Here is a 25132-nt window from a genome sequence, read left to right as displayed (position 1 = left end):
GGCCGCGGTCCTCGGTGCAAGTCAAACTCTCAGGAGAACCTCAGCAGGATGCTAGGACAGGATGCTAGGAACTGCGGTTGTACGGATGGCATGACGTGGTAAACGGTTTACTTCGTCTCGATCAACCGGGAAGAAGCCTGCTGAGTGTAGTTTTCAAACTCAGCGTTATCCCGATAGAGATTCACGATTGCCTGCCACTTCTCTCTCGCGGCCAATTTCTTGCCGTCTGCATAGAGTTGGTCTGCATCATTCAACGCTTTTTCAATGAAAACGGTACGGTCGGTCTCGCCGCCGACTTGAGCACGTATCTTTTCTGCCTGCCGTTTGGCGAGATTCAGGTACGGCCGGTTTGCAGCTTCGTCTTTGCTGATCACCTGAGGCATTGCATCGTATTTCTCCAAGGCCGTGATGCGATCGCCAAATTTCTCATACTGATTGGCAGCCAGATAAAGGCGCTCTGGTTCTGATTGAGCGTCTTTGCCCAACTTCAGGTTCATTTCAATCCGGCTCTCGGTTCGGAACATTTCAATCTGATCGAGCCAATGCTGGCCCTGAACTGCATGTTCTCCCGCCGGGTATCGCGCCAGCATCGTTTTCAGTGTATGTTCCGCTCCTACCCAAGTCGCGGGGGTAGTCGACGACATATATTTCTCGGCCTGGGCGTAGAGTGTCTTTTCGCTACGGCTAACCGTCACGTAGTAGGCAACTGCCAGTACAAGCACACCCAGAATCGTCCCAAGGAACCAGGTCCGTTCGTAGAATGGAACGGGCGGACCGATTTCTTCGGTCTTCTTTTTCTTCTTCTTGGCTGTCGACGTTTTCTTCGTAATGCCAGCAGTCGCAACCACGCCACCAGAGGCGATTGTCGCCTGTTTGTTCAGTTCCTGCTTGTCCAGCTTCTTCTTGATTTCTTCGAGTCGGACCTGAACTGCAAGTGCATCAAACGGGCGATCGCTGGGCTCTTTGGAGAGCAGTTCGTCGATCAGTTTCGTGAGCCCGATCGGGACTGTCTGATTAAATTCCCGAACGGAGGGAGGACTCTCATCCAGATGTTTGAACAGCAATTCTGCTTGCGTGTCAGACTGAAATGGAACTCGGCCGGTCAGAAGTTCGAAGAGGACGCAGCCCAGCGCATACAAATCTGTTTGCCGCGTGATGGGATATTTCCCGCTGATCTGCTCGGGCGCCATGTAGTTCATGGTTCCCATCGTTTTGCCCGCTTGAGTCAGAGCAGTCGCTTCCGTATCTCGGGCGATCCCGAAGTCGGTGAGCTTCAGTACCCCATCCTGAGTCATCAGCAGGTTGGCCGGTTTCAGGTCGCGATGAACAATCCCTGCATTGTGGGAATGTTCCAGCGCTTTGGCGATCTGCATCCCGAAGTCCATCGTTCGTTCGACTGTGAGCCGTCCTTCCTGTCGGATCACGTTATCGAGAGAACCGCCGTCAATGATCTCCATCGCAAAGAATCGCTGCGTGCGATTCGACCCTGCACCGAAATACTTGATGATGTTCGGATGTTGCAGCTTTTTGAGAATTTCTGTTTCGCGAATGAACCGCTGATTTACTGCTTCATTTCCAGACATGTCCGGCGCGAGGACTTTCACCGCGCATTTCATTCCGTTCTTTTCATACGTCGCAGCGTAAACGATTCCCATTCCGCCGACTCCCAACTCCTTTTCCAATTGGAAAGGACCAATTTTCCTGAGCTTTGGGGAATCTGTACTCATGGGGAGGTAATTCGTTACCTGGGACACTGAACAATGAACAACGATGCGAGCGACTTCGTCAGTTTCGTCAATTCCCGAACTTGCCGCAATCGGATCAGCGATGGATTTCGCTTTTTCCAGGGTCAGGAGACCGAGCATGACCGGTGTGTGAATTGAGTGATTCGAAATGTCATCACTTCAATCATGAACCTCGCCCGCGCTATAGGCATTGCAATACAGGAAACGTACCATGAGCAAGAGAGAATTCATCGCCTCAATTTTCGGATGTTTGCAATCATGGCAGGTTCCCCGTTACCCAACCAACCTTCGAATCGCTTGATTGCGGAAACAAGCCCATATCTTTTGCAACATGCCTATAACCCCGTGGATTGGTATCCGTGGGGAGAAGAAGCGTTTGAGAAGGCGAAACGGGAGGGGAAACCGATATTTTTGTCGGTCGGCTACAGCGCCTGCCATTGGTGTCACGTGATGGAACGGGAGAGTTTTGAAAACGTTGGCATCGCGAAGTTCCTCAACGAGCATTTTGTTTCAATCAAGGTCGACAGAGAAGAACGTCCTGATGTCGACCAGATCTATATGTCCGCTGTCCAGCTGATTACCCGCCGAGGGGGCTGGCCGATGTCCGTCTTTTTGACGCCGGAAGCGACTCCCTTCTATGGGGGGACGTACTGGCCCCCGACGTCCAGAATGGGGATGCCCGGATTCATCGATATTCTGCAAAAGCTCAATGATTACTGGGTGACAAAGCGGGAGGAGATTAACACGAGCGCCAGCGAGTTGCTCCGGGCGATTCAGAATATGGCTGCTCCCGTTTTCGAGACCACCCAGTTGAACGAGGAGACCCTCAAGGCGGGGGGGGAAGCGCTCACAGACTCTGCGGACAGGCGACACGGGGGATTCGGAGGGGCTCCGAAGTTCCCGCATCCGATGGACCTTCGTGTGTTGTTACGTGGTTGGAAACGTTTCGGTGACGATGACGCTCTGAAGGTCGTTGAACTGACGTTGAAGAAGATGGCGAATGGAGGAATTTACGACCATCTCGGAGGCGGCTTCCACCGTTATTCGACCGATGCAATCTGGCTCGCACCGCATTTTGAAAAGATGCTGTACGACAATGCGTTGCTGGTCCCGGTTTATCTTGAGATGTACCAGATCACGCATGATCCGTTTTATGCCCGGGTCGTTCGTGAAACGCTTGATTACGTGCTGCGAGAGATGACTTCCGATGCGGGCGGTTTTTTCAGCACTCAGGATGCGGACACAGAAGGGGAAGAAGGAAAATTCTTCGTCTGGTCTGCCATTGAGACCGCGAACATCCTCGGCAAAGATGATGCTGAAGTGTTCGATGCCTACTACGATGTTTCAGCCAGCGGCAACTGGGAAGGGCATTCGATCCTCAATGTTCCTCGCCCGCTCGATGATGTGGCAAATGCATTGGTGATGGAGCCGAAAGAGGTCGAAGACGTTTTGGCCCGAAGTCGAAAGAAGATGCTCCTCGCCCGATCCCGAAGAGTCGCTCCCGGCCGCGATGAAAAGGTTCTTTCGGGGTGGAACGGAATGATGGTCGCAGCGCTGGCTCAGGCTTCTGCGGTGTTAAACGACGATCGATATCAGGCAGCAGCGGTTCACGGGGCGAGATTCCTGCTCAGCGAAATGCGTGATGACTCAGGCCGATTGTTTCATTCATGGAAAGATGGCGTTGCGAGATTTAACGGATTTCTTGATGACTACGCCTGTGTGATCGATGGTCTCGTCGAACTCTTCCAGGTGACGAGCGACGAAGACTTCCTGCAAGCCGCAGTTCAGCTGGCAGATGACGCGATCGCTCGATTCGAAGATCAGGATGTGGGCGGATTCTTTTACACTGCGAATGATCACGAAAAGCTGATCGCGCGAACCAAAGACTCACAAGACAATGCCACGCCGTCCGGGAATGGGATGATGGCGACGGCGTTGGCGAAGCTTGGAAAGTTGACGTCGAACGAGCGATACCTCAATGCTGCGACACGGACATTGAATTCCATCTCGTCCATGTTGGTAGATCATCCGAGAGCAGGGGGGCAGTCGTTGTTGGCCCTCGATTTTTTGCTCGGGCCGACGTACGAAATTGTTGTGCGCGATTCCGGAGATCACCTTGCCACTGAGTTTTCATCAGCTGTCTGGCAGCGGTTTATTCCCAACCGAGTTTATCTGAGATGGTCAGCTTCGGCTCAGTCGACACTGACTGCAGAACTGTTGAACGGAAAAGAACCGTCGCAGGGGTCATCGTTTTATCTCTGCGAGCAAGGACTCTGTCAGCTTCCATGCCATTCGATTGCTGAGGCGGAGTCGCTGCTCGACACAGTTTCCTGAGATTCCGCCGGCGGACAGGAGGCGTTGTTGGGTTCTACGCCTCCCGAAATAAATTCAGACCTCGATCGCAAAATCGAGGTCTGAATGGTTGATTAATTCGGACCTGCACGCCGCTGTCGGAGTGAGACAAGACAGCAGCGTGTCATGGTGTCAACGCTGCGAAACAGTCTCTACTTCAGACGATTCCATGTTCGCAACTTCAGGGTGAACCGATCGCTTCGGCAATTGCAGCGACACCAGTGGTCCTGAAAGAGCGGGGGCTGCTGGACGAAGTCCTTCCTGCGGCAATTCTTTGTTTTTGCTAGGACCGAATACGGTTCGCAAGGCGGATTCAATCAGGCCTGAAGCGGTGCCGAATGTGGCGTCAACCGCTGATGGTTCGTAACCACAATGGACCATGCAGTCCTGGCATTTGGAGTTCCCACTGGCGCGCCCATACGCATCCCAGTCGGTTGTCGCCATCAATTCCTGAAAGCTGTTGGCATACCCTTCCTGCAGGAGGTAACAGGGCTTTTGCCAGCCGAATAGGTTGAATGTCGGATTCCCCCAGGGAGTGCACTCCAACCGCCAGTTCCCCTTCAGGAATTCCAGGAACAGCGGAGACTGGTTGAATACCCAGGACCTCTTCTTCTTGCCGAGCACCTTCCGGAAGAGTTCGATGGAGTCACGGCGTCCCAGAAAATGTTCCTGATCGGGAGCTTTTTCGTATTGGTATCCCGGAGAAATCATCATCCCTTCAACACCCATTCCCATCAGTGTATCGAACATCTCGTGCAGACGTTCTGGGACGCTGTTGTTGAAGACTGTGGTGTTCGTCGTAATTCGGAACCCAGCTTTGATAGCTGTCTCAATCGCTTTGATGGCGATGTCGTAAATTCCATCGCGACACACTGCCGCATCATGTTCTTCTTTGGGACCATCGAGATGGACGGAGAACGAGAGATATTTTGAGGGCTTAAAGCGATGCAGATGTTTCTCGAGCAGGATGGCGTTCGTGCAGAGGTACACAAATTTCTTCCGTTCGACGATTCCCGCGACAATCTGATCAATTTCTGGATGAAGGAGAGGCTCTCCACCGGGGATGGAGACGATGGGAGCACCGCACTCGTCCACAGCGTTCAGACATTCCGCAACTGACAGGTTCTGCTTAAGAATCTTTCCGGGGTACTGGATTTTTCCACATCCAGCACAGGCGAGATTGCAGCGGAACAGCGGTTCCAGCATCAACACAAGAGGGTAGCGTTTTCGGCCGTTGAGCTTCTGTCGAATAACGTAGGAGGCCACACTCCACATTTGAGAAATGGGAACACCCATCAGCGACAAGCTCCATCCTTGAGTCGATTCGTCTGTCAGGCGACGTCGAAATGAATCGCCTTGTGACGGTCATTCGTCACGATTTCGGCATTCTAAGTTCTTTTCGCGGAACTTGTCTGCGCAGGTTCATCGAGCTGCTGATGAAAACTTTCAACCGAGCGTCCTCACGGGGGAACTGGCACTGATTGGAGGCCGAGTTTCAATTGAACGTAGCCGACTCAATCTCTACTGGGGCGGCTCGCCCTGATCGGATCGTTGCTATCGGTTGAATCCGACGTAGAAGCTGAAGACTCGCAGTCTGTCTTCTTCTTGTCTTGTGATTGGCCATGCGAAGTCGAACGCCAGTGGGGCTGGACCCATTGCAGGGATTGTCAGACGGAAGCCGAAACCTGCACTCATTCGGAAGTGATCCAGGCTGACATCTGGCTCAACTGTACCGAAGTCGGTGAAAACCACGGTTCGAATGTTGTCATTGGCTGTAATCGGAATCATGTATTCAGCAGAGCCGAGGGCGAGGAAGTCTCCCCCGATTTTCACTCCGTTGACTTCAGGAGAAACGCCACGGAAGTAGAAACCGCGGAAGGATGAATAGCCCCCTGCGAAGAACTTCTCGAAAACAGGTGTGTTCTCGCCTGTGAAGCCGAGTTGACCGGTGAATGATAACACGTGTTTACCAAATCCGTCGGGACGTTCGTAGGTTGTAAAGAACTGTCCGCCGGAGACCTCGAAGCGAGGATATGTGAATTCCCCGAATCCTTGTTCGTAATTGAAGTTTGCGTAGTTTCCGCGAGTTGGGAAGAATGAGTTGTCTCGTGCATCATACTGCAGTGACACTCCCGCCGTTGACAGGAAATTACTTCCCTTAACTGCCGCCAGTTGTGGGGGTGGAGCGATTGTCGGAATGTTGCTGATGTCGACGTTCTCCAGACGAACTGAAGCCGACGCTGACCAATATTTGTTGAGCACGTAGCCGACGTTGACGCGACCACCGAGACGTTCTTCCGTCCAGGCTTCATAAAAACGGTTGTAGTAGAACCCGTTCACGCCGAGACTAAAGTCGCTGCGCAGGAAATACGGATCACTCCAGCTCGCCATGTACCGACTGACTTCAGTACCGGGCACCGCTTCAATCCGGAAGCTCTGCCCCGCACCGCGCCATGCCTGACCATTGATGATGTCAGCCAGACTACGTGGTGGACGCATGATGTCGAAGTTGTCTTCCTGCAACACCAACGATCCGACCAGACCAGCGTCAGAGTTCACCCCGACACCGAACATGAGTCGACCTGTTCGTCCTTCAGCGACATCCACGTTCACATCAACGAATCCCGGAGGTGGGGTCGTCAATGCATCCCCGAATGGGTTTCCTTGAGGAGAGACGCCTTCGAGGTAATTCTGCGGAACTGGTTGTGCATAAGCATCCAGGCTCTGTGATCGGAAATTCTGTCCATCCATTGATTGACCACGGAAAACGAATTCCGAGGGAGCAACGGCAGGCTCTGTCCCCGTTTCGTTCGCCTTGAAATCTGGAACTCGGATCGTTGCAGGTGCTTGAGCATTCTCGGTGAGTGGAGCCGGGGCGTTCGCGGCATTCCCAACATGTGGTGTGGTGTTGGCTTCTGGCCGGCGCAATTGACGACGCGACACTTCTGGCAGCGGTTCAGAGTCGACTCCCAGCTGAGGTTTGCCAACTGCTTGATCAATCACGCCGATCTCTGGATTCAACTGTGGGCTGTAATCGTCCAGCTGCGCATTTTCCGCCTCGTTGGGGGCGTCGATGAACTGAATCGGTGGAGCGAGGTGGTCGAAGATCTCTTCTGGAGTACGAGACTTTAGAGCAGCATCATCCTGCGAAATGAGGCGGCTGTCCTGAGCACGATTTGTCGTCTTAATCCAATAGTCTTCGCCACTATTCGGGACGATGTCGAAAACGACGGGTGTTTCTTTGTCCCAGAATCCACTTCCCTCGACACGTGCTTTTGCCATCCGCAGGTCGGATGCACTTGCCAGTTGGCCTGGCTTCAGGAATCGATTCATCTGCTGGCGTACCAGCTCTTCTTTCGAGTGTGGGTAATCGCCGGCGATATGAACGTTTAGCGTCCCGATGTAACGAGGTACATCTTCATCGATCTCGTAGACGAGGTCGATCAAAGCTTCTTCACCCGGTCGAAAGCGGGGAGTTGGAACCACTTTGGCGAACAAGCGTCCCTGAGCATCGTACAGGTCCGTCATTTTCTGAACGTCTTCCTTCAGGAATCGTTCATTGAAAGGTTTTCCAGTAGTCATTTTCAGGTCGTTGAGAAGAAGGTCTCTTCCGATCACTTCATTTCCGACCACTTCGACTTTGTCGACAGAGTATCGACGTCCTTCGTTAATCGTGTAGACGACAGTCACTTTGGCACGATCTTCAGAAAGACGTTCTTCAGATTTGACGTCGACGTCGAAGAATCCACGGCTCATATATTCCTGCTTGAGAGCCAGAACATCGTTCTGAATCACGTCAGGATCGTATTCGCCTTGGATTAACCAGAGTTTCAGCGTTCGAGAGCTGATTTTCGTTTGCAGCACTCCATCTGAACAGAACTCATTTCCTTCGAATTTGATCTGGCGAATCTTGGGCTTGGGGCCTTCGACGATGCTGATCACAACGTCGCGCTCTTCATTCTGGTTTCCTGCTTCCAGAGTGACCTCTGCAAACAGGAACCCTTTTTCCTTGTACAACTGCTTGATTCGATTGACTGATTCCCGATTGGCAGCGACATCATACACCGCTCCCTTGCGCAATCCGGTCTGAGCTTCCAGCTCACCTGTCTTGATCTTCTTGTTCCCTTTGAAGCTGACGCTATTCAGCATTGGCTTTTCGACCACCTGGAAAACGAGAATCGGACCATTGGCCCCTTCACGAAAACTCGGGCGGACAGAATAGAACCAGCGGGTATTCATCAGGTGAGAGACGTCACGTTGAATCGCTGCGTTGGAAGCAATGCGGTGCGGGCGAGATTCGATTTTCTGCAACAGAGGCGCAGTCGGAATCGTCTCGTTCCCTTCGATGATCACGTCTTCCAGTGGTGTCTCAAGCAGATTCTCAGGAGAGAAGCTTGCCTGTTTCACCTTTTCGTTGGGGTTAATTCCAGAGAGTGAGACGCCACTGTTGGCGGGGGAGGCAGACAGTGTCGCCCGTCCAATATCAGACGGAGTTGCTCGACCTTCAGCTGTTTTCACTCCAGAGACAGGTTGAATGGTGTCATCAAGGCGTGTCTTCGCTGGGGCAGGCTTACTTGCAGGTTCTGGAGCAGGAGTGCTCACCGACGGAAGAGTCGTTGGGGCACTGCGGGTGATGGGCTTGGCCCATTCGGCCTCTGCTGCAACAGGGGGAGAGCTAGATTCGGATTCGGAACCGGGAAATGGTCGAGGACCGTCTGCCAGCGTTGGCAGTACGAAGCAAAGCAACAGCCCGCTGAACGCACAGAGTGTCACTCCATTGCGCCAGCAATTTGATCGCTGTTCTGTTCGACGAGTGTCATTCGTGACACGCTTCATCGACTTTGCTTTCGATTGATAATCGACGTAAGCAGGGGGGAGATTTCAATCGAATGAAACCTTGCCTGATTACCATCGCGTCCATGCGAATACGAATTTTACGAGGCTGAAAATCGAAACCGAAGTTTGATTTCTGTCTGCTTAACTTTTCTTCCGACCGTAGTGCTTAATGGCTTTGAAGTTGCGTTGAGGTGGGTGTCTAACTTGATTGGAGCTTGGCGAATTTTTTTGAAATGCGTCAATCAGCACATCAAATCACGGTTTCCTGCCCATGATTTGCTTTGCGGAATTCGTAGAGAATCCACTTTGGCGGAGGAGGGGAATTCGTCGTAACGCACGTGAGCACGGTCGTCACTTGAGCTTTTCCTCCGATGTAGGGGAGGAATACCGGAAGATTGCGAATGGGACAAGATGAGTTATCGAGCACCAATGAAGGGGCAGGGTGAGCCGGTAAGTGTTGTTACGCCAATAGGTTTAGAAGAATGACAATGACCGTCAGGTTGTCCGAGTCACGTAATCCAACGGAATTTTGTTGAAACTCAGTGTGCTGAGCCGCAGCAATTGCTGTTCAACTGAGTCCAAAAAAAATCCCATCCTTTCATGGAAATGAAAGATGGGAAGCTTGGCGGTTCTGGTGGAACTGAGGTTGTCAGTGAGATCGGTGCCGTTTCAGCAACTGTCAGAGGTCGTCGACACTTCTGGCACTGAATGTATCTCCCTGGTTGATATCCCCTGTTTCGAAGCCTTTCTTGAACCAGCGGACTCGCTGTGCGGAGGAACCGTGTGTGAAGGATTCTTTCACGACGTAGCCTTGTGATTGTTTCTGGAGTGCGTCATCGCCGATTGCAGTCGCAGCCTGCAAGGCAGATTCGATATCTCCCGGTTCCAAAATCTTCCGTTCGTCGTGGGCATGATGAGCCCAGACTCCCGCCAGGAAATCTGCTTGAAGTTCCAGTCGGACTGAGAATTCTTTCTCATCCATGTATCGCAGAAGCTCCTGACGTTTATCCATTGTTCCCATCAGATTCTGCACATGATGAGCCACTTCGTGTGCAATCACGTAAGCACGCGCCATTTCGCCGGGGGCCCCAAACCTGCGGTCGAGTTCATCAAAGAACGAGAGGTCGATGTAAACCTGCTGGTCAGCAGGGCAATAGAACGGACCGGCCGCTGCAGAGGCGTTCCCGCATCCGGAACTGACCTGCCCGCGATATAGAACCATTTTCGTGGGCGTATAGCGGCGACCGTTTTGTCGAAAGAGTTGGGTCCAGACATCTTCCGTGTCGCCAAGGATGACCTTTGCGAAGTCTGCCATCTTGTCTTCTTCCGGATCAGGGGCCGCTGCTTGCTGTTGGGCTCCTCCTCCTTGATTTTGCAGGAAGAATCGCAACACCTGCCCCAGATCTCCTCCTGAGAAGAAGTAGATCATGATCGCCATCAAAATTGTTCCGCCACCTCCCAATGCGATTCCTCGCGGTTTCATTGAACGGCGGTCGTCCACGTTGTCACTTCTGCGTCCAGATTCCCATCGCACCATGACATTGCCTCGCTAGCAGGATTAAACGGTTGGTCCGCATCCAACTGGCCACTGTCGGATCACCAAAGCAGACTTCATTCGATTTGATTCATAATATGAATCTGCAATTGGTGTGCTTCCATATCAACAGAGAATTTCTTCTCGAAAAGCTCCGAGGTGTTTTCCGTTTACCATCAATGAAAAAACACCTCGCAGGTCTGGTGCGAGGTGTTTGGGAGTTTCGATTGCACTAAACGACAATCAAACTACGCAACTGCAGGTGCATTCATGCGAGCCATGACGGCATTGCGGGCGAGCTTATGCCACTCCAGCCGCGAAATCGCATTCTTGTTCACCTGAAAATCGATGATTGAAACCTGATGACTCCGGCCAAAGAGAAACGCCAGTGTCAGGTAGGCGCTCAGTCCGGGCTTCAGCGTCTTCGTTTGGAATGTTCCCGGGAAGACGGAGAGTTGGTTTTTCCAGCGAGTCAGCTCTGCCTCAACCTCACTGGTACTCGTTCCGACGACAGGGATGATCAGTCGTCCTTTGGCTTTCAATGACGAACCGAGGTTCGCAAGCCCGATCATCAGTTCCGGCCCGAACTCGGCGGCTCGGTGCAAACTCGTTCCACGAAAGAGGATCGTGTCGATTGAATGCGGTTCCCAAGGGACATTTGCAGACGGCGACCCAACGATGATGTGCTGGCCTGGAGCGCCACTGATCGCTCCTTTTTCGTCCATTCCCTGAACTGCTTTACCAGCCTGAATGAAGGGGAGTAACCACTCGCCGTTGCCGCATCCGACGTCGATAAACGACTTTCCGGAATGAACTCCGACTTTACTAGCGAGCAGGTTTAATTGACCCACCGTCAAACTTTTCCCGACGACGGAGGCAGATTCCGACATTTCAACCCTCCCTGGTTGACTTCAGCCCTGAATGACTTCAGCACAGTGACAATATGAACTCTCTATGTACTCTTCGAATCGCGCCCCCGTCTCGATTGATCGAATCCGATCAGAATTTCACCGGTCTGGCATTCCACAGTACTAAAGTATTCAAGAGGTAATTCAGGCGAAATAAACCGTTTACGTGGGACGCCGATGCTGCGTTGGGATTGGAATCAATTGATCGGTCTTGTGCCGGATACTTTCCATTGGAAGGGAGTCGTGCAAAAATAGGGGAACAGTGCGTAACGGTCCCGGAATTTTTCCATTTACATTGCGAATCGCAAATCGTTGAATTTGGCGAATCTTTGCGGATGTAAAAAGGACTTTCGACGTCACTGCACTCAGTTTGGTGAATATCGACTTTAAGTCATTTTTCAGAAGTCGTTTGTGCGATTTTTGGGACGAGTGATTTTCTTCCTGCAGTTGGCTTTCAGCGACATATTCCGGATTGGATCCTGTTTTGGATAAGGTCACCTTACTCTGTTTCCTCGCGAGCTATTCGGTTGCTCTCGCGTTGGAATGTACGCAGTTCTTGCGTCGGAGTTTGGCTCTTCGCTGGGGGACGATCCTATTTACCAGCGCGGGACTTGTGGCTCAGACCACTTATCTCGTCGCACGAAGTCGGCAGCACGATCTCCCGCCATTGCTCGGATCGACCCACGACTGGATGCTGGTTTCAGCCTGGCTGGCTGTCGTATTGTATTTGGGCATACAGGTTTGGAACCAAAACTTGTCGCTGGGAGTGTTTGCACTCCCCGTCGTTCTCTGCCTGGTCATCGCATCGCATTTTGTCACAGCGACCCCGAATCCCCGACTTGCTGGGGTGGGGAATTGGGCCATGATTCACGCGTCATTCCTCGTTTTCGGAATGCTTGGAGTGCTGCTGTCGCTGCTGGTGAGTATTATGTATCTCATTCAGCATCATCGCCTTAAGTCGAAGAATGTCGAGATTCCGGCACTGCATCTGTTTTCGCTGGAACGCCTGAGCCGCATGAATTGGTGGCTCGTGGTCATGGCGGTTCCTTGCCTCACATTGGGAATGCTCACCGGGCTTTGGATGATTTATCTCACCAAAATGGGAGATCATCCTGTCGACTTGTTCAGTATCTCGATCGCAGCGAATGCTGCTGTCTGGGCTGCCATGGCTGTCCTGTTTGGATGGCTTGTTTCGTCACGGCGTCGGACCGGTCGCATCGTCGCGTGGCGAACATTGCTCGCCTGCCTGTTCATGCTCATCACGATGCTGATGATGGAATTCACAGCCACAGATGCCATTCATGGAGTGAATCCTGTTTCGTCTGAACAACAGGGAGCGACTGCATGAACCTCCAGGTTGTCTACTGCAATCACCAGACAGCGGATCTCTCTGTTAGAGAACGACTTGCATTTCCATCGCAGGATGTGCTCGAGCGAGCGTATGGCGAATTGAGAAACCGGTTTCCGAACTCCGAACATGTCGTGATTTCGACCTGTAACCGGATCGAAGTGTATTCCGCTCAGGAAAACCCAGCGGACGCCCCGACTCAGGCACAGTTGGCCGCCTTCTTTTCAGACTTCCATCACCTTCCGATGGAAGATTTCTTCGATGATTTGCTTGGAAGACAGGGACCAGAGGCGGTTCGACATCTGTTCGAGGTTGCGTCCAGCATCGACAGCATGGTGCTCGGCGAGAGCCAAATCGTCAATCAGATCAAAGAGGCCTATGAGACATCGACACGTTCCGAGGCAAATGGGCCGATGACGAACGCGTTGTTTCAGCGGGCACTCACCGTTTCAAGTCGCGTGCGGACCGAAACCAAACTGGCACTTGGAAGGGTGTCGATCGCCAGCGTTGCGGTTGGGGACTTTGGAAAGAGTATCTTCGACCGTTTCGATGATAAAACGGTGCTCGTCATCGGTGCAGGAGAGATGGCGACCGAAACGCTCACATACCTAGCTGGCGAAGGGGTGAAGCAGATTCTGGTCTGCAACCGCAATCTCGAGCGTGCGGAACTCCTTGCGGAGCAGTTTTCTGGAACCGCGCGAAGCTGGGATCAGCTGGAACAGAGTTTGATTCAGGCGGATGTGATCGTCAGTACAACAGGTGCTACAGATCCTGTTGTGACTCTTGAGATGATGCGCAAGATCAGAAAGCGAACGGGTCCGAAACCTCTCTTTGTTCTCGATTTGGGAGCCCCTCGGGACTTCGAGAAGAGAATCGGAGACATGGATGACGGTGTCTTCCTTTACGACATCGACGATCTCGAAGCAACATGCGAGAGAAATCGGAAGAAGCGCGCCCAAGAGGTTTTGAAGGCGCGTTCCATTATCGAAGAGGAAACGACACGTTTCATGCAGGATGTTTACCACAAGGCGACTGGGCCAGTGGTGAAACGATTGCGCGACCACTGGGATGAAATCAGTCGCCAGGAACTCGAAATCCTGTTCCGGAAACTCCCGGATCTCGAAGAACGAGAACGACAGGCGATTGAAAAGGCAATCTCCCGGATCGTCAACAAGTTGTTGCACCCGCCACTGGAGACTCTCCGGGACGAAGCCAAGACCGGAACTCCACACGGTATGATCGATGCAATTAAACGACTCTTCCAACTTCGTGACGATGGCTGAGTTTGTTTGTGGCCTGAGTGAGATTGGAGTTGTTCCGATTGGTGCGATTGCATCGACGCAATGCTCAGTTTCTTTTTCAGAATGTAGCAGCGTTGAGCACCTTCGAATTCACAAGCGACGTCTCCGATTTCTTCCTGCATGAGTCGCAATCGTCCTGAAATTTGGACCCGATTTCCAAATCTGTCGAGATGCTTTGTGGCCTCAAAGTCATGGCCTGTCATGTAATTATAGAAAATCAACTTGACCGCACCTGCCCGCGGCGTAAACTGAAATTGCTCACTTCATACAGTCCGTTCAGTGGTTGAATCCCTCCTATTCACTACGTTCACGAGAGGACTGAAATTCCGGTTGTTTCGACTCGGCAATCTGGGTTGAAGTTTCCCTTGGTTTCAATCGACAATGACTTTGGAACTCTTTCTGTTCGATAAAGTTGAGACCAATGATACGGTCGTCGACAGAGACCAGACCTGATTCCGACTCTCGCGGTTTGTTCAAGGACGACGGCTGCGGTTCCAGATAAAATCCATTTCCATCAAGGCATTCACAATGCCTTTAAGGGGACCCTGATGGCAGCTTCGTCAAAGCCAACCGCCGTCCATTTTTCCTTGGCCATTTCAGTAATGATCACCCTAATTCTGGGGTTGGTCTGCTACATGATGGCGAAGGAAAACCAGAAGCTTGCTCTGGCTGAGGCAGCGGCACGCACAACTGCCAGCACTTCAGATAATGCGCTTCGGAAAGTGCTCGACGAAATCACGCTGTTGAAAAAGAAACTCGGTTACACCGATTTCGAAGCGGTTGGTGCTGAAACCGACAATACGCCGAACTCAGTCATTGGTTCTTTGAACCGGGACCTTGCTCTATACGGCAAAGAATACGTCCAGCCAAGCGCCGCTGCTCCAACTGTCGCAGCGACTCTGCAAAGCTTGCGAGCGGCTCTGAACTCGCAGGACCAGAACAACATTCAACGCCAGGCTCAGCTCGAAGCTGTCCGGAATGAGCTGGCTCAGGAAGTTGCCGCCCACGCAAATCGCGTCGCCGAGATTTCTGCTTCTCAGACCTCTTCGGAGGCTCAGCTCACTGACGTTGTGACAACCAAGAACGAACTCCTGGCTCAGAAAGATGGAGAGATTGCCAAGTTCCGCGATCTCTACAACAAAGAGCAACGCGATCGCGAAGCACTGAAAGATGAACTTGAGTCTGTCCGTAAGGTCAAGGATGCGGAGATTCAGGAATTCGAGAACATTGTACGCTTCCAACGCGGACAATTAGCCTCGCTTGAAAACCAGAGTTTCGACAAGCCTGATGGCTTGATCGTTCGCGTCGAAAACACCACACGAACAGTCTGGATCAACCTCGGATCAGATGACGGTTTGCGTACACAGGTCAGCTTCTCTGTGTACACACGAAGCAATCAGGGCTTTGGTCGTGGAAGTGCTGACATCAAAGGCAAAATCGAAGTCATTGAAATTCTTGGGCCTCACCTCGCACGTGCGAATATTATCAAGGATGACGTGAGTCGCCCAATTCAGGCGAACGATCCGATCTACTCTCCAATCTGGACGAAGGGGAACAAGGAATTCTTCTCATTCGTCGGTATTGTTGATATCGATGGCGATGGCAAGAGTGATCGCGAATACTTGCACACCATCTTGAATACTGCAGGATCGGATGTCGAAGTCGAGATCGACGATCAGGGAAATCGTGTTCCAGAAGGTTCGACACTTTCGGTGAAGTCCAAGTTTCTCGTCATCGGTAAGATCGAAGATCCAACAGATTTCCCCGGATCCGACACGGAAAAGCAGGAACAGATCTCTAAAGTGCGAGAAGAGCACCGTCAGCTAGTTAACGATGCACTTCGTCGCGGAGTGAAGGTAATCACTTTCAACGACTTCCTGAATTACATTGGCTACGAGCAGCAGTCCATTCACTACGACGCAAACTCGAAGCAGAAATTCAACCTCCGTAATGGTGCACAGACCCGGCGGGAGCATTCCGGAGTCGGCAATTCGTCCGGCAGTTCAACAGGCCAGACTTCCAAGAGGTTTGATTCATCAAGCAAAAAATAGTCGCTCCCCGCCTCAATCATCCGGGGGCCTGGTATCGAAATGAAATCGGGAGTCGTCAGTCAGACGGCTCCCGTTTTCGTTTGAGTTTTTCCTGCAATGACACATCCTCGACCATGAACAATCTCGAAATCGCTCGCATCTTCGAAGAAACCGCTCAGCTGCTTGAACTGCAGGGGGCAAACACTTTTCGGATTCGAGCCTATCGCAACGCGGCACACACTCTCGAAGATTTGTCCGACGATGTCTCAGCAATTGCCAAACGAAACAAAGCTGAGTTGAAGCAGCTTCAGGGGATTGGACAGGATATTGCGACCAAGATTGCTCAACTGGTCGATACAGGGAGTTTCCCCCTCTTGCTGGAATTGCGGGAGGAGTTTCCTCCTGCTTTGCTTCAGATTATGAACATCCCGGGGCTAGGTCCGAAAAAGGCTGCTGTGCTCCACAATGAACTGAACATTCAATCGCTCGCAGACCTTCAGGCTGCCGCCACCGAGGGGCGAATCGCAGGGATCAAAGGATTCGGGAAAAAGACAGAACAAGCGATTCTCGCAGGACTCGCAGAAGTCGAAAAGTTTGGTCAACGAACTCTCCTTGTTGAGGCGCTTGACGACGTGAATGCGATCGTGGCAGATCTACTGAAACTCGAGTCCATCAGTGAATGTTGTGTCGCTGGGAGTTGCCGTCGCTGGAAGGAAACATGTGGCGATCTCGACGTTCTCGTGATTGCGCCCGACTCGCAGGCAGCGATGGATCGACTTGCAGCTAACCCGAGGGTTCAATCAGTCATTCAGCGTGGCCCGACGAAGCAGCGTGTCAAACTCCTCAGTGGAATTGAGCTTGATTTAAGAGTCGTCCCGGAAGAGTCCTTCGGCGCCGCTTCGATGTATTTCACCGGGTCCAAGGAACACAACATCGAACTGCGAAAACGGGCAATTGACCGTGGTTTCAAACTGAATGAATACGGTCTGCTTCGTGGAGAAGAATTGATTGCCGGGCGAACGGAGGAGGAGGTCTATCGAGCACTTGGTCTCGACTGGATTCCCCCGGAATTGCGGGAAGATCGTGGTGAGATCCAACTTGCCGAGACAGGAAAACTCCCAACCTTGCTCCAACTGTCCGACATGCAGGGGGATCTGCATATGCATACGACAGCTACCGATGGAGCAGCCACGATACGCGAAATGATTGAAGGGGCGAGGACGCGGGGATTGAAGTACATCGCCATCACCGATCACTCGCAGCGAGTAGCCATGGCACGCGGTCTCGATTCCGCGAGACTGCGTGCTCACTGGGCAGAGATTCGCGAGATCCGGCAAGAGTATTCCGACATCGAAGTGCTTCTCGGGATTGAATGCGACATTCTTGAGAACGCCGAGATGGATCTGCCAGATGATGTTCTGGCCGAAGCAGACTGGGTTCTCGCCGTGCTGCACTATGGATTGCGGCAGTCTGGTGAGTTGATCATGCAGCGATTGCTGAACGCGATCAAGAATCCAAATGTGCATGCCATCGGGCATCCGAGTGGGCGAATCATCGGGCGTCGAGAAGGGGCAGCCATCGATTATCCCACGTTGTTTCAGGCTGCTTCAGACTATGGCGTGATGATGGAGATCAATGCGAATCCTTATCGGCTGGACTTGTCTGAGGTCCATGCTGCTGCTGCGAAAGAGAAGGGGATTCCGATTGTGATCAGCACCGATGCCCATTCAGTTCAGGAGTACGACCTGATGGTGTATGGAGTGCATCAGGCTCGACGAGCCGGACTGACCAAGCAGGATGTTGCGAATGCGCAGCCAATCAGTGAGTTCAAAAAACGACTGCGAGCGAAGCGTTAAGTCAGTCCCAGATTACCGCTCCGAGATTCTGTTCATCGTAGTGAACACGCACCATAAAGAGGCCCCACGCTGGTGCTGTATTGCCCGCAACAGAACGATCCTGCGCAACGAGAATCCGTTCCACGTCCTCTTTTGTCCATGAACCTCTTCCGACATTCACCAGTGTCCCGGTAATAGCGCGGACCATGTTGTAAAGAAATCCATCCGCTTCAATCTCTATGCTGATGATATCGCCGTCGCCTGCGGGCGGGTTGGCTTGTTGATGCGTCAGGGAAAATGGAGTGAAGACTTCGCAGAGATGCCGCCGCTGGATGATGAGATCTTTAATGGTCCGAACGCTACTCGCTTTGTTGGGCCAGTTCGTTTCAAAACTGCGGAAATCATGCGTTCCCAAGAGTGAATCCGCTGCCTGCTGCATCGCGTCGACATCCAGCGAATAGCCGATCTGCCAGCAATACTGCTTGAGAAAGGGGTCAGACACCTTTCGATTCAAAATGAGATAGCGATATCGTTTGGACTTCGCGGAGAATGTCGCGTGAAAATCCATCGGAACTTCGTCGGTCTCCAGAATCACGATATCTTCGGGGAGTCGAGTCTGAAGTGCAGGCCGCCATTTCTCTGCAGGGATCCGGGACGTCGTATAGAAGTTGGCGACCTGCCCCAGTGCATGCACACCGGAGTCGGTTCGCCCTGCGCAGAGCAATCGCACCTCTTCTCCGGAGAGTGATTGGATTGCTGCCTCAACGTGTCCTTGAACTGTCTCCAGATTCGGTTGAACCTGCCAGCCCGCGTAGCGTGCGCCATCGTAGGCGATGCGAATACGAATGTTCTTTTGGGGAGGATTATTTGTGTCTGGAACTGTCATACTTCACAATCAGTAATGTCGGCGGGGATCGGCACCGTCGCTGATTTCAAAGGTGTCCAGGGGCTTTGAACGAACACCGGAATCGAGTCTCAACGTATGAATAACAATATTACGACGACTGCAGGACGAGTTTTGATCACCGGGATCAGTTCGGGGATCGGCCTTGGTCTGGCGAAAGAATACTTGACGCGGGGCTGGACGGTGTATGGTATCAGTCGAAATGCACCGGATCTGGGAAAGAAAGTCGACTTTCATTTCGCCCACTGTGATTTAAGTCGGGAAAAAGAAATCGCTCCATCCTTGCGTCGACTCTTTCCCGAGCGCCAGCCCTTGGATCTGGTCGTTCTGAATGCCGGAATTCTCGGGCCATTTGGGGATCTACAGGAACAGGAACTCGCAGACATGCAGCGGGTGATGCAGGTCAATCTGTGGGCCAACAAATCGATTCTGGATGTTCTGTTCAGTCTCGCAGATCCGATTTCTCAAATTGTTTTGATGTCGTCGGGGGCCTCTCAACGGGCATTGCGAGGGTGGGGTGGATATGCCATCTCCAAGGCAGCGTTGAATATGTTCACAGAATTGGCTGCGACGGAGCGTCCTGAGACGCATTTCTGCGCACTCGCTCCAGGACTTGTGGACACTGCGATGCAGGACCAACTCTGCTCGCTTCCACCGGACGCTCGTTATCCGGGCCTTCAGAAACTGCGATTAGCTCGGGGGACGTCAACGATGCCCGACAGTACCGAAATCGCTCCTCGGCTGGCCAATATCATCAACGAACTTCCGAAGCTGGTCCCTTCAGGAAAGTACGCGGATATTCGGACTCCTCCACTCGACCAGATCCTTTAGCCCGAACTCTGTTGCCTAGCTCACGCCGCCGTGACCAGGCCTCTGCAATGCCGGGGAGTGATCGCAGAGATGTTTTCGGCGACCAATTTGCAGACGTGGATGGGATGTCGGGCTCGCATTCTGGGGTTTATTTGGGAGTCGGTCACCTCTTCGTTGAGTTGGGCGGGACATTTTTGAAATTCTGACTAGAATGGCAGGTTTTCCCGGTGCAGGCTTGAAGAGCACCTTCGTTTTAAGAGCTCGACGATGTCGTCTACCTATTTAACGCTCGCGGTTTATTGTTTTTTGATCGTCGTGGCATCGCTGATTGGCGGCCGCCTACCACAGATTATCAAACTGACGCATAAGAGAATGCAGGTTTTAATCAGCTTCGTCGGTGGGCTGATGCTGGGGATTGCGCTCTTCCATCTCTTGCCACACGCCATCTCCTACCTTGGTTCAAATCAGCTCGATCGTGCGATGTTGTGCATGATGCTGGGGCTGGTTGTCATGTTTTTCCTCCTTCGAACATTTCATTTTCATCATCACGATCCCGAGCAACTCCCTGCTGTTCAGCACGACCATGACCACGACCACGATCATGCAGGACACCACCATCATGAACATGCCCATTCAAAGAAAGGGACTGTTCCCGGGGAACTCGGTTGGTTGGGAGTCTTTATTGGTCTCTCGGTGCATACGCTGATTGACGGCCTGGCACTCGGAGCGAGCCTCGAAGCAGAGTCGATGCACACAACCGGCGGATGGATCATGGGTTTGGGAACATTTCTGGCGATTGTTCTCCACAAGCCGCTTGATGCACTGTCAATCACCGCACTGATGCGTGCTTCAAATTGGCCGGCATACTGGCAGACTATTGTGAATGCGACATTCGCCATTATGTGTCCACTCGGAGCAGCACTGTTTCTCGTCAGCGCTGGGTGGCTTGTTGATCAACAAGCAATCCTCGTTGGATCAATGCTCGCATTCTCCGCGGGAGTCTTTCTGTGTATCTCGCTGAGTGATTTACTTCCAGAAATGGAGTTTCATTCGCACCATCGCATCCCCCTGAGTATCTCTCTGCTTCTGGGGATCGCACTGGCCTGGGGAATTGGTTTTCTCGAACCAGAAGCGACTCACGCTCCGAGAGAATTACGAGATCCGATTGAGTTTGACTTCCAGCACCTGAAGTCGGACAGCAGTTCAGCTGTACCTCAACAACTTCCAACTGAGTAATCGCAGTTCAGTCGAGCGTAGAGTCACCTTCCGTCCCCCAACTCGCGGGATCGAGTCGATAAAAATCTGAGAGCTGCTCATACACTTCTGGATGCCAATAGCGCAGAGGAGTCGGCGCTTCGAAGAACATCTCGGTTGTCACAGCGAAAAATTCGGCCCGATTGGTGGTGGCGTAATGGTCGATGACGTCTCGCTGGCCGCTTTGATAGCGATTGATGAGATTGTTGTATTCCGAGCCCATCACGGTGTCCCAGCGATCGAAATGGGCATCGCTTTCCATGATCGGGTCGCCATCTGCGATGCGCCCGTTCAACATGTCCAGTTGATGTGCGAATTCATGAATGACAACGTTATGTCCAAACGTTTCGTTCTCCGCAGTGGCGCTCACGTCCTCCCATGAGACGATCACGGGACCACGATACCACGCTTCTCCTGCACGGGCTTGTTGTCCTTCGATGATCATTCCCGTGCCGATTTGCTGACGGCTTTTCGCGACGTACGCTCCAGGCTGAACAAGAATCGACAGAACATGATCGAAGTACTCGTCCTCCCTGAAGCCGCAGACCAGGAGTCCCATCATTGCAGCAATCGTCACCTTCATGTCTTCAGTCAGAGTCAGGCCGTTGAGCCCTTCCCAGTTTTTCTCAGCGACAAAAATCTGAGTGTGGCGATAAAGCTTCTCGCGTTGTGCCGCTTTGAGAAAATCAACTTGCGGAACACGTAACGAGATCAGTTCTTTCCAACGCTGCGAGATCGCATTGGAAAGAATCTGTGCACGGCGTCGACTCTTCAGCCAATTGAAAAACATGTGTCGCCTTTGCGTGGCGTCCCGTTGATGAACTTGGATCGAATACTCAACATGGACCGGGTACCAGTTCCGCCAACTCAACTGATTATAGGCAGCAGCGCATTCAACGAGTGGTCTGGAATTGTCGCGTTGTCGGCAGTTTGTACGCAAAACTGCCCAGCCAATCTCTTTTCATCCATCCGATCATTGCAATTGGCAGTTTGCGGCAACGCAAATCGTCTCTCAATCGGTGGAGCTGCGCTTGCGTTGTCATTTGAAAAGTTTGCTCATTCGTGACCAGAATCAGAGAGAGTCGCTGGTCACATGGTCAAATTGAACCATCATAGAACGGTGATCGTGGGCACACTCTTCAATTCAGCATGATGGAGAATTCCATGTCGAACTATGACGCTCTTTCAGATTCCGGGGTCGATTTCAGAACGCGACAATTTCTCCATACATTGAATACTTCAGGGGGCAAGCCCATGGAGACGCTCTCGCCAGAGGCGGCGAGACAGGTTTTGGTCGGTGCTCAGAAATCGGTATCAGTGAAGCTCAGGCCAGCGACGGTGACAGAGAAGACGATTGAGCAGGACGGCAAGCGGATCGGGCTGGTGATCGTTCGCCCTGAAACTGCTAGTGGAACAACTCCCGCGTTCATGTACTTTCATGGTGGAGGATGGGTGCTGGGCGATTATCCGACACACGAACGACTGGTGCGGGATATTGCCAGCTATTCAGGGATGACTGCGGTTTTCGTGAATTACACACCGTCCCCTGAGGCGAAATATCCCGTTGCAATTGAAGAAGCCTACGCTGCGACAAAATGGGTTTCTCAACACGGGAGCGAAATCAATGTTGATGGAGCAAGACTCGCTGTTGTCGGGAATAGCGTCGGCGGCAACATGGCAGCGGTCGTCGCATCGATGGCCAAGGACCGTGGTGACTTTCAGCTCAAGTTTCAGGGATTGTTATGGCCAGTGACGAACGCCTCTTTTGACACTCCCTCCTATGAGGAGTTTGCGGAAGGAAGGTTCCTGACTCGCAATATGATGAAGTGGATGTGGGATCACTATACAACAAATCCTGCAGACCGAGCGCAGATTTACGCCTCCCCATTGCGAGCAACTGTGGAGCAGTTGAAGGGGTTGCCCCCCGCACTGATTCAGACCGCCGGGAACGATGTGCTCCGGGACGAGGCAGAGGAGTACGCTCGAAAGCTCGATTCCGCCGAAGTCGATGTGACAGTGACTCGCTATAACAACATGATCCACGACTGGGGCTTGTTGAATCCACTCGCGGATGTCCCGGCTGTTGAGTCTGCGCTGGTTCAGGTTGCTGAAGAGTTAAAAAGACGATTGATCAAGTCATGAGTTTGTTTGTCTCACTTTGAAACCCGGTTCATTTGTAAAGAAAACGAGATGGCCAAAAACAAGAGCAGTGCTAAAGGATCGAAAGTTCCATCCCAGCTGAGCACTCCAACAGATCTCTCCGCTGAGGGAGTGGCAGCAATTTGCGAAGAGCTGCGAGCGTTACTCGCAGATGCGTTCGCCCTTTATGTGAAGACAAAGAATTTTCATTGGCATTTAAGCGGTCCGCATTTTCGGGATTACCACCTGCTTCTCGATGAACAAGCGGAACAGATTTTCGGGATGACTGACGATCTCGCTGAACGTGCAAGAAAAATTGGCGGAACGAGCCTTCGCTCAATCGGACAGATTGCAAAGTATCAACGCATCAAAGACAACGACGAGGAATTCGTCTCGGCTTCCGAGATGCTCAAGGAGCTTGCTGAGGACAACGCACAGGTCGTGCGTGCTTTGAGAGAGGCCCACGAGATTTGCGATGAGCATGGAGATATCGCAACTGCCAGTCTGATCGAAAATTGGGTCGACGAGGGAGAGCGTCGCACCTGGTTCCTGTTTGAGTCGATCCAGCCTGAATAACTTCAGCAAGCGCCGACTTTGAAACTTTGTGTGGTTCGGATTTCGGACTACACAAAGTATACTTTCAGAGGAGTTGAGCAGGTTTCGCGACAACTCTGATAAAAAACAATCAGCGCTGCTGAAGGTGACTTTTCATGAGCCGGATTCTGGTAGTTGATGATGAACCTTCGATCTGCTGGTCCTTCGAACAGGCGCTTGGAGACACCGGTCATTCCGTCACCTCTGTCTCGACTGCTGAAGGAGCGTTGCAGGCGATCGACACGTTCGATCCGGAGTTGATTCTGCTGGACTACCGGTTGCCAGGAATGGATGGACTCTCTGCCATTCAACGCATGCGCAGCAACAATCGTCAAACGCCTGTCATTCTGATGACCGCGTTTGGAAGTCTTGATCTGGCAGTGGATGCACTTGGACAGGGAGTTTTCGACTATCTCCCCAAGCCATTTGATCTCGACGATGCCGTTGCGATCGTGGCGCGCGCTTTGGAAAGCTCTCGAGTCGCCCAGCAGCCGAAGCAGGTAAACTCTGATTGGCAGACTGAAATTGTTGGAAGCTCCCGCAGCATGCAGGAGGTATTTCGCCAAATTGCACTCGTCTCGCAATTAAATGTACCCGTCCTGATTACGGGGGAAAGTGGCGTCGGTAAAGAGTTGGTCGCCCGAGCCATTCATCGGTACAGCCGAAGAGATGCAGAGAAGTTTATCCCGATTTGTGTTCCGGCACTCAGTGAAGCAGTTCTGGAAAGCGAACTCTTCGGTCACGTGAAGGGGGCGTTTACAGGTGCTGAGCGAACACGCCCCGGATTGTTACAGCAGGCACATCAAGGGACAGCGTTCTTTGACGAAATCGGCGATCTGTCATTAGCTCAGCAGGTGAAGTTGCTGCGTGTTCTTGAAGATGGCAAGATCTTTCCAGTGGGTGGTGATCAAGGCTATCAATCTGACTTTCGATTGGTGGCTGCTACACATCAGTCGCTGTTGTCCAGAATCGATTCTGGGGAGTTCCGCCAGGATTTGTACTATCGGCTGAATGTGTTTCGCATTCATGTTCCTGCACTGCGTGAACGTCCCGAAGATATTCCACAGCTAGCAAGACGATTCCTCTCGCAATTGATGCCAGAGAGAAGCATCTCCCTGAGTGCTGAGACAATCGCTGAGCTACAGCGTCGTCAATGGCGTGGAAATGTGCGTGAGCTCCGAAGTGCGATCCAACATGCTGCCGTGATCAGCCGTAGTGGGTTGATTACACCAGACTGTCTGCCGGCCGAGATGGCTTCAGCGACCGAACCAAGTCAATCCCTTATTGATGACGCACTGGCGTTACTTCGAGTCTGGGCTGAAGAACAGATTCCCCTCATCAACAAGGACGATCTGAACAGTTTGCTTTATGAGCGATTCCTTCAGATCTTCGAACCGCCCATTTTGGAAACGGCACTGTCGGCGGTGAGAGGAAATCGCAAACTGGCAGCAGAACTACTTGGCCTTCATCGCGAAACATTGCGAAAACGACTGCGCAAACATGGCATGGATGAAGGAGAATTAAAGGGCGATGACAACTGAC

17 protein-coding genes are annotated in these 25132 nt (G+C 52.2%); 10 read left to right on the top strand and 7 right to left on the bottom strand.

Translation table 11 applies throughout. The features are described from left to right. Positions 1-107: 107 nt before the first annotated feature. Positions 108-1727: a serine/threonine protein kinase gene (locus SH668x_RS17205; RefSeq protein ID WP_437186293.1), complete on the bottom strand. Its 1620-nt coding sequence runs from the start codon at positions 1725-1727 to the stop codon at positions 108-110. A gap of 276 nt (positions 1728-2003) precedes the next feature. On the opposite strand from SH668x_RS17205, the gene SH668x_RS17200 reads away from it, so the two are divergent. After that, positions 2004-4079, top strand: coding sequence for a thioredoxin domain-containing protein (locus tag SH668x_RS17200; RefSeq protein ID WP_437186292.1), 2076 nt, complete (start codon positions 2004-2006; stop codon positions 4077-4079). A gap of 150 nt (positions 4080-4229) precedes the next feature. On the opposite strand, the gene hpnH is transcribed toward SH668x_RS17200, so the two are convergent. From hpnH to SH668x_RS17180, 4 genes are all read right to left on the bottom strand, one after another. Further along, positions 4230-5393 carry an adenosyl-hopene transferase HpnH gene (gene hpnH / locus SH668x_RS17195; RefSeq protein WP_437186291.1) on the bottom strand — a complete coding sequence of 388 codons (1164 nt, stop codon included), beginning with the start codon at positions 5391-5393 and terminating at the stop codon, positions 4230-4232. Between the two features lie 258 nt (positions 5394-5651). After that, positions 5652-8933 carry a BamA/OMP85 family outer membrane protein gene (locus SH668x_RS17190; RefSeq protein WP_437186290.1) on the bottom strand — a complete coding sequence of 1094 codons (3282 nt, stop codon included), beginning with the start codon at positions 8931-8933 and terminating at the stop codon, positions 5652-5654. Between the two features lie 679 nt (positions 8934-9612). Further along, positions 9613-10467: a KPN_02809 family neutral zinc metallopeptidase gene (gene ypfJ, locus SH668x_RS17185; RefSeq protein WP_437188579.1), complete on the bottom strand. Its 855-nt coding sequence runs from the start codon at positions 10465-10467 to the stop codon at positions 9613-9615. Positions 10468-10715: 248 nt separating this feature from the next. Continuing rightward, positions 10716-11357, bottom strand: a complete 642-nt coding sequence (locus SH668x_RS17180; protein ID WP_437186289.1) for a hypothetical protein — start codon at positions 11355-11357, stop codon at positions 10716-10718. 502 nt (positions 11358-11859) lie between these two features. Here SH668x_RS17180 and ccsA point away from each other — a divergent pair. The 4 genes from ccsA (at position 11860) to polX (ending at position 17910) form a co-directional block, all read left to right on the top strand. Continuing rightward, the gene (ccsA, locus tag SH668x_RS17175; RefSeq protein WP_437186288.1) at positions 11860-12723 is read left to right on the top strand and encodes a cytochrome c biogenesis protein CcsA; all 864 of its coding nucleotides are present in this window, start codon (positions 11860-11862) and stop codon (positions 12721-12723) included. Continuing rightward, positions 12720-14006 carry a glutamyl-tRNA reductase gene (gene hemA / locus SH668x_RS17170; protein WP_437186287.1) on the top strand — a complete coding sequence of 429 codons (1287 nt, stop codon included), beginning with the start codon at positions 12720-12722 and terminating at the stop codon, positions 14004-14006. Before ccsA ends, hemA begins: the two co-directional genes overlap by 4 nt. A gap of 566 nt (positions 14007-14572) precedes the next feature. Continuing rightward, a complete protein-coding gene (locus SH668x_RS17165; RefSeq protein WP_437186286.1) occupies positions 14573-16075 on the top strand; it encodes a hypothetical protein in 1503 nt (500 codons plus the stop codon). Between the two features lie 113 nt (positions 16076-16188). After that, complete coding sequence (gene polX / locus SH668x_RS17160) at positions 16189-17910, top strand: DNA polymerase/3'-5' exonuclease PolX (protein ID WP_437186285.1); 1722 nt, start codon at positions 16189-16191, stop codon at positions 17908-17910. 1 nt (position 17911) lies between these two features. On the opposite strand, the gene truA is transcribed toward polX, so the two are convergent. Continuing rightward, positions 17912-18775 (bottom strand): tRNA pseudouridine(38-40) synthase TruA, encoded by an 864-nt coding sequence (gene truA / locus SH668x_RS17155; RefSeq protein WP_437186284.1) that lies wholly within the window; start codon positions 18773-18775, stop codon positions 17912-17914. Between the two features lie 96 nt (positions 18776-18871). Between truA and SH668x_RS17150 the strand changes: the two genes are divergently transcribed. After that, entirely contained in the window at positions 18872-19624 is a 753-nt protein-coding gene (locus SH668x_RS17150; RefSeq protein WP_437186283.1) for an SDR family NAD(P)-dependent oxidoreductase, read from the top strand. A 246-nt stretch (positions 19625-19870) separates the two neighbouring features. Continuing rightward, positions 19871-20839, top strand: a complete 969-nt coding sequence (locus SH668x_RS17145) for a ZIP family metal transporter (protein ID WP_437186282.1) — start codon at positions 19871-19873, stop codon at positions 20837-20839. Between the two features lie 7 nt (positions 20840-20846). On the opposite strand, the gene SH668x_RS17140 is transcribed toward SH668x_RS17145, so the two are convergent. Beyond that, complete coding sequence (locus SH668x_RS17140; protein ID WP_437186281.1) at positions 20847-21647, bottom strand: zinc-dependent peptidase; 801 nt, start codon at positions 21645-21647, stop codon at positions 20847-20849. A 359-nt stretch (positions 21648-22006) separates the two neighbouring features. Between SH668x_RS17140 and SH668x_RS17135 the strand changes: the two genes are divergently transcribed. The 3 genes from SH668x_RS17135 (at position 22007) to SH668x_RS17125 (ending at position 25131) form a co-directional block, all read left to right on the top strand. Beyond that, positions 22007-22999, top strand: a complete 993-nt coding sequence (locus SH668x_RS17135) for an alpha/beta hydrolase (protein WP_437186280.1) — start codon at positions 22007-22009, stop codon at positions 22997-22999. Positions 23000-23047: 48 nt separating this feature from the next. Then, a complete protein-coding gene (locus tag SH668x_RS17130; protein WP_437186279.1) occupies positions 23048-23572 on the top strand; it encodes a Dps family protein in 525 nt (174 codons plus the stop codon). Between the two features lie 134 nt (positions 23573-23706). Continuing rightward, a complete protein-coding gene (locus tag SH668x_RS17125; RefSeq protein WP_437186278.1) occupies positions 23707-25131 on the top strand; it encodes a sigma-54-dependent transcriptional regulator in 1425 nt (474 codons plus the stop codon). Position 25132 lies beyond the last annotated feature (1 nt).

The sequence above is a fragment of the Planctomicrobium mucosum genome, assembly GCF_051466335.1.
GTDB lineage: Bacteria > Planctomycetota > Planctomycetia > Planctomycetales > Planctomycetaceae > Planctomicrobium.
This window is presented reverse-complemented; position numbering and strand designations above follow the sequence as displayed.

Excerpts from the sequence above, each read along its gene's own strand:
- truA (WP_437186284.1), bottom strand. The coding sequence starts at position 18,775 with ATGACAGTTCCAGACACAAATAATCCTCCCCAAAAGAACATTCGTATT.
- SH668x_RS17125 (WP_437186278.1), top strand. The coding sequence starts at position 23,707 with ATGAGCCGGATTCTGGTAGTTGATGATGAACCTTCGATCTGCTGGTCC.
- SH668x_RS17140 (WP_437186281.1), bottom strand. The coding sequence starts at position 21,647 with ATGTTTTTCAATTGGCTGAAGAGTCGACGCCGTGCACAGATTCTTTCC.
- polX (WP_437186285.1), top strand. The coding sequence starts at position 16,189 with ATGAACAATCTCGAAATCGCTCGCATCTTCGAAGAAACCGCTCAGCTG.
- SH668x_RS17130 (WP_437186279.1), top strand. The coding sequence starts at position 23,048 with ATGGCCAAAAACAAGAGCAGTGCTAAAGGATCGAAAGTTCCATCCCAG.
- SH668x_RS17165 (WP_437186286.1), top strand. The coding sequence starts at position 14,573 with ATGGCAGCTTCGTCAAAGCCAACCGCCGTCCATTTTTCCTTGGCCATT.
- SH668x_RS17145 (WP_437186282.1), top strand. The coding sequence starts at position 19,871 with ATGTCGTCTACCTATTTAACGCTCGCGGTTTATTGTTTTTTGATCGTC.
- SH668x_RS17205 (WP_437186293.1), bottom strand. The coding sequence starts at position 1,727 with ATGAGTACAGATTCCCCAAAGCTCAGGAAAATTGGTCCTTTCCAATTG.
- hemA (WP_437186287.1), top strand. The coding sequence starts at position 12,720 with ATGAACCTCCAGGTTGTCTACTGCAATCACCAGACAGCGGATCTCTCT.
- SH668x_RS17135 (WP_437186280.1), top strand. The coding sequence starts at position 22,007 with ATGATGGAGAATTCCATGTCGAACTATGACGCTCTTTCAGATTCCGGG.
- hpnH (WP_437186291.1), bottom strand. The coding sequence starts at position 5,393 with ATGGGTGTTCCCATTTCTCAAATGTGGAGTGTGGCCTCCTACGTTATT.
- SH668x_RS17200 (WP_437186292.1), top strand. The coding sequence starts at position 2,004 with ATGGCAGGTTCCCCGTTACCCAACCAACCTTCGAATCGCTTGATTGCG.
- SH668x_RS17150 (WP_437186283.1), top strand. The coding sequence starts at position 18,872 with ATGAATAACAATATTACGACGACTGCAGGACGAGTTTTGATCACCGGG.
- SH668x_RS17180 (WP_437186289.1), bottom strand. The coding sequence starts at position 11,357 with ATGTCGGAATCTGCCTCCGTCGTCGGGAAAAGTTTGACGGTGGGTCAA.
- SH668x_RS17190 (WP_437186290.1), bottom strand. The coding sequence starts at position 8,933 with ATGAAGCGTGTCACGAATGACACTCGTCGAACAGAACAGCGATCAAAT.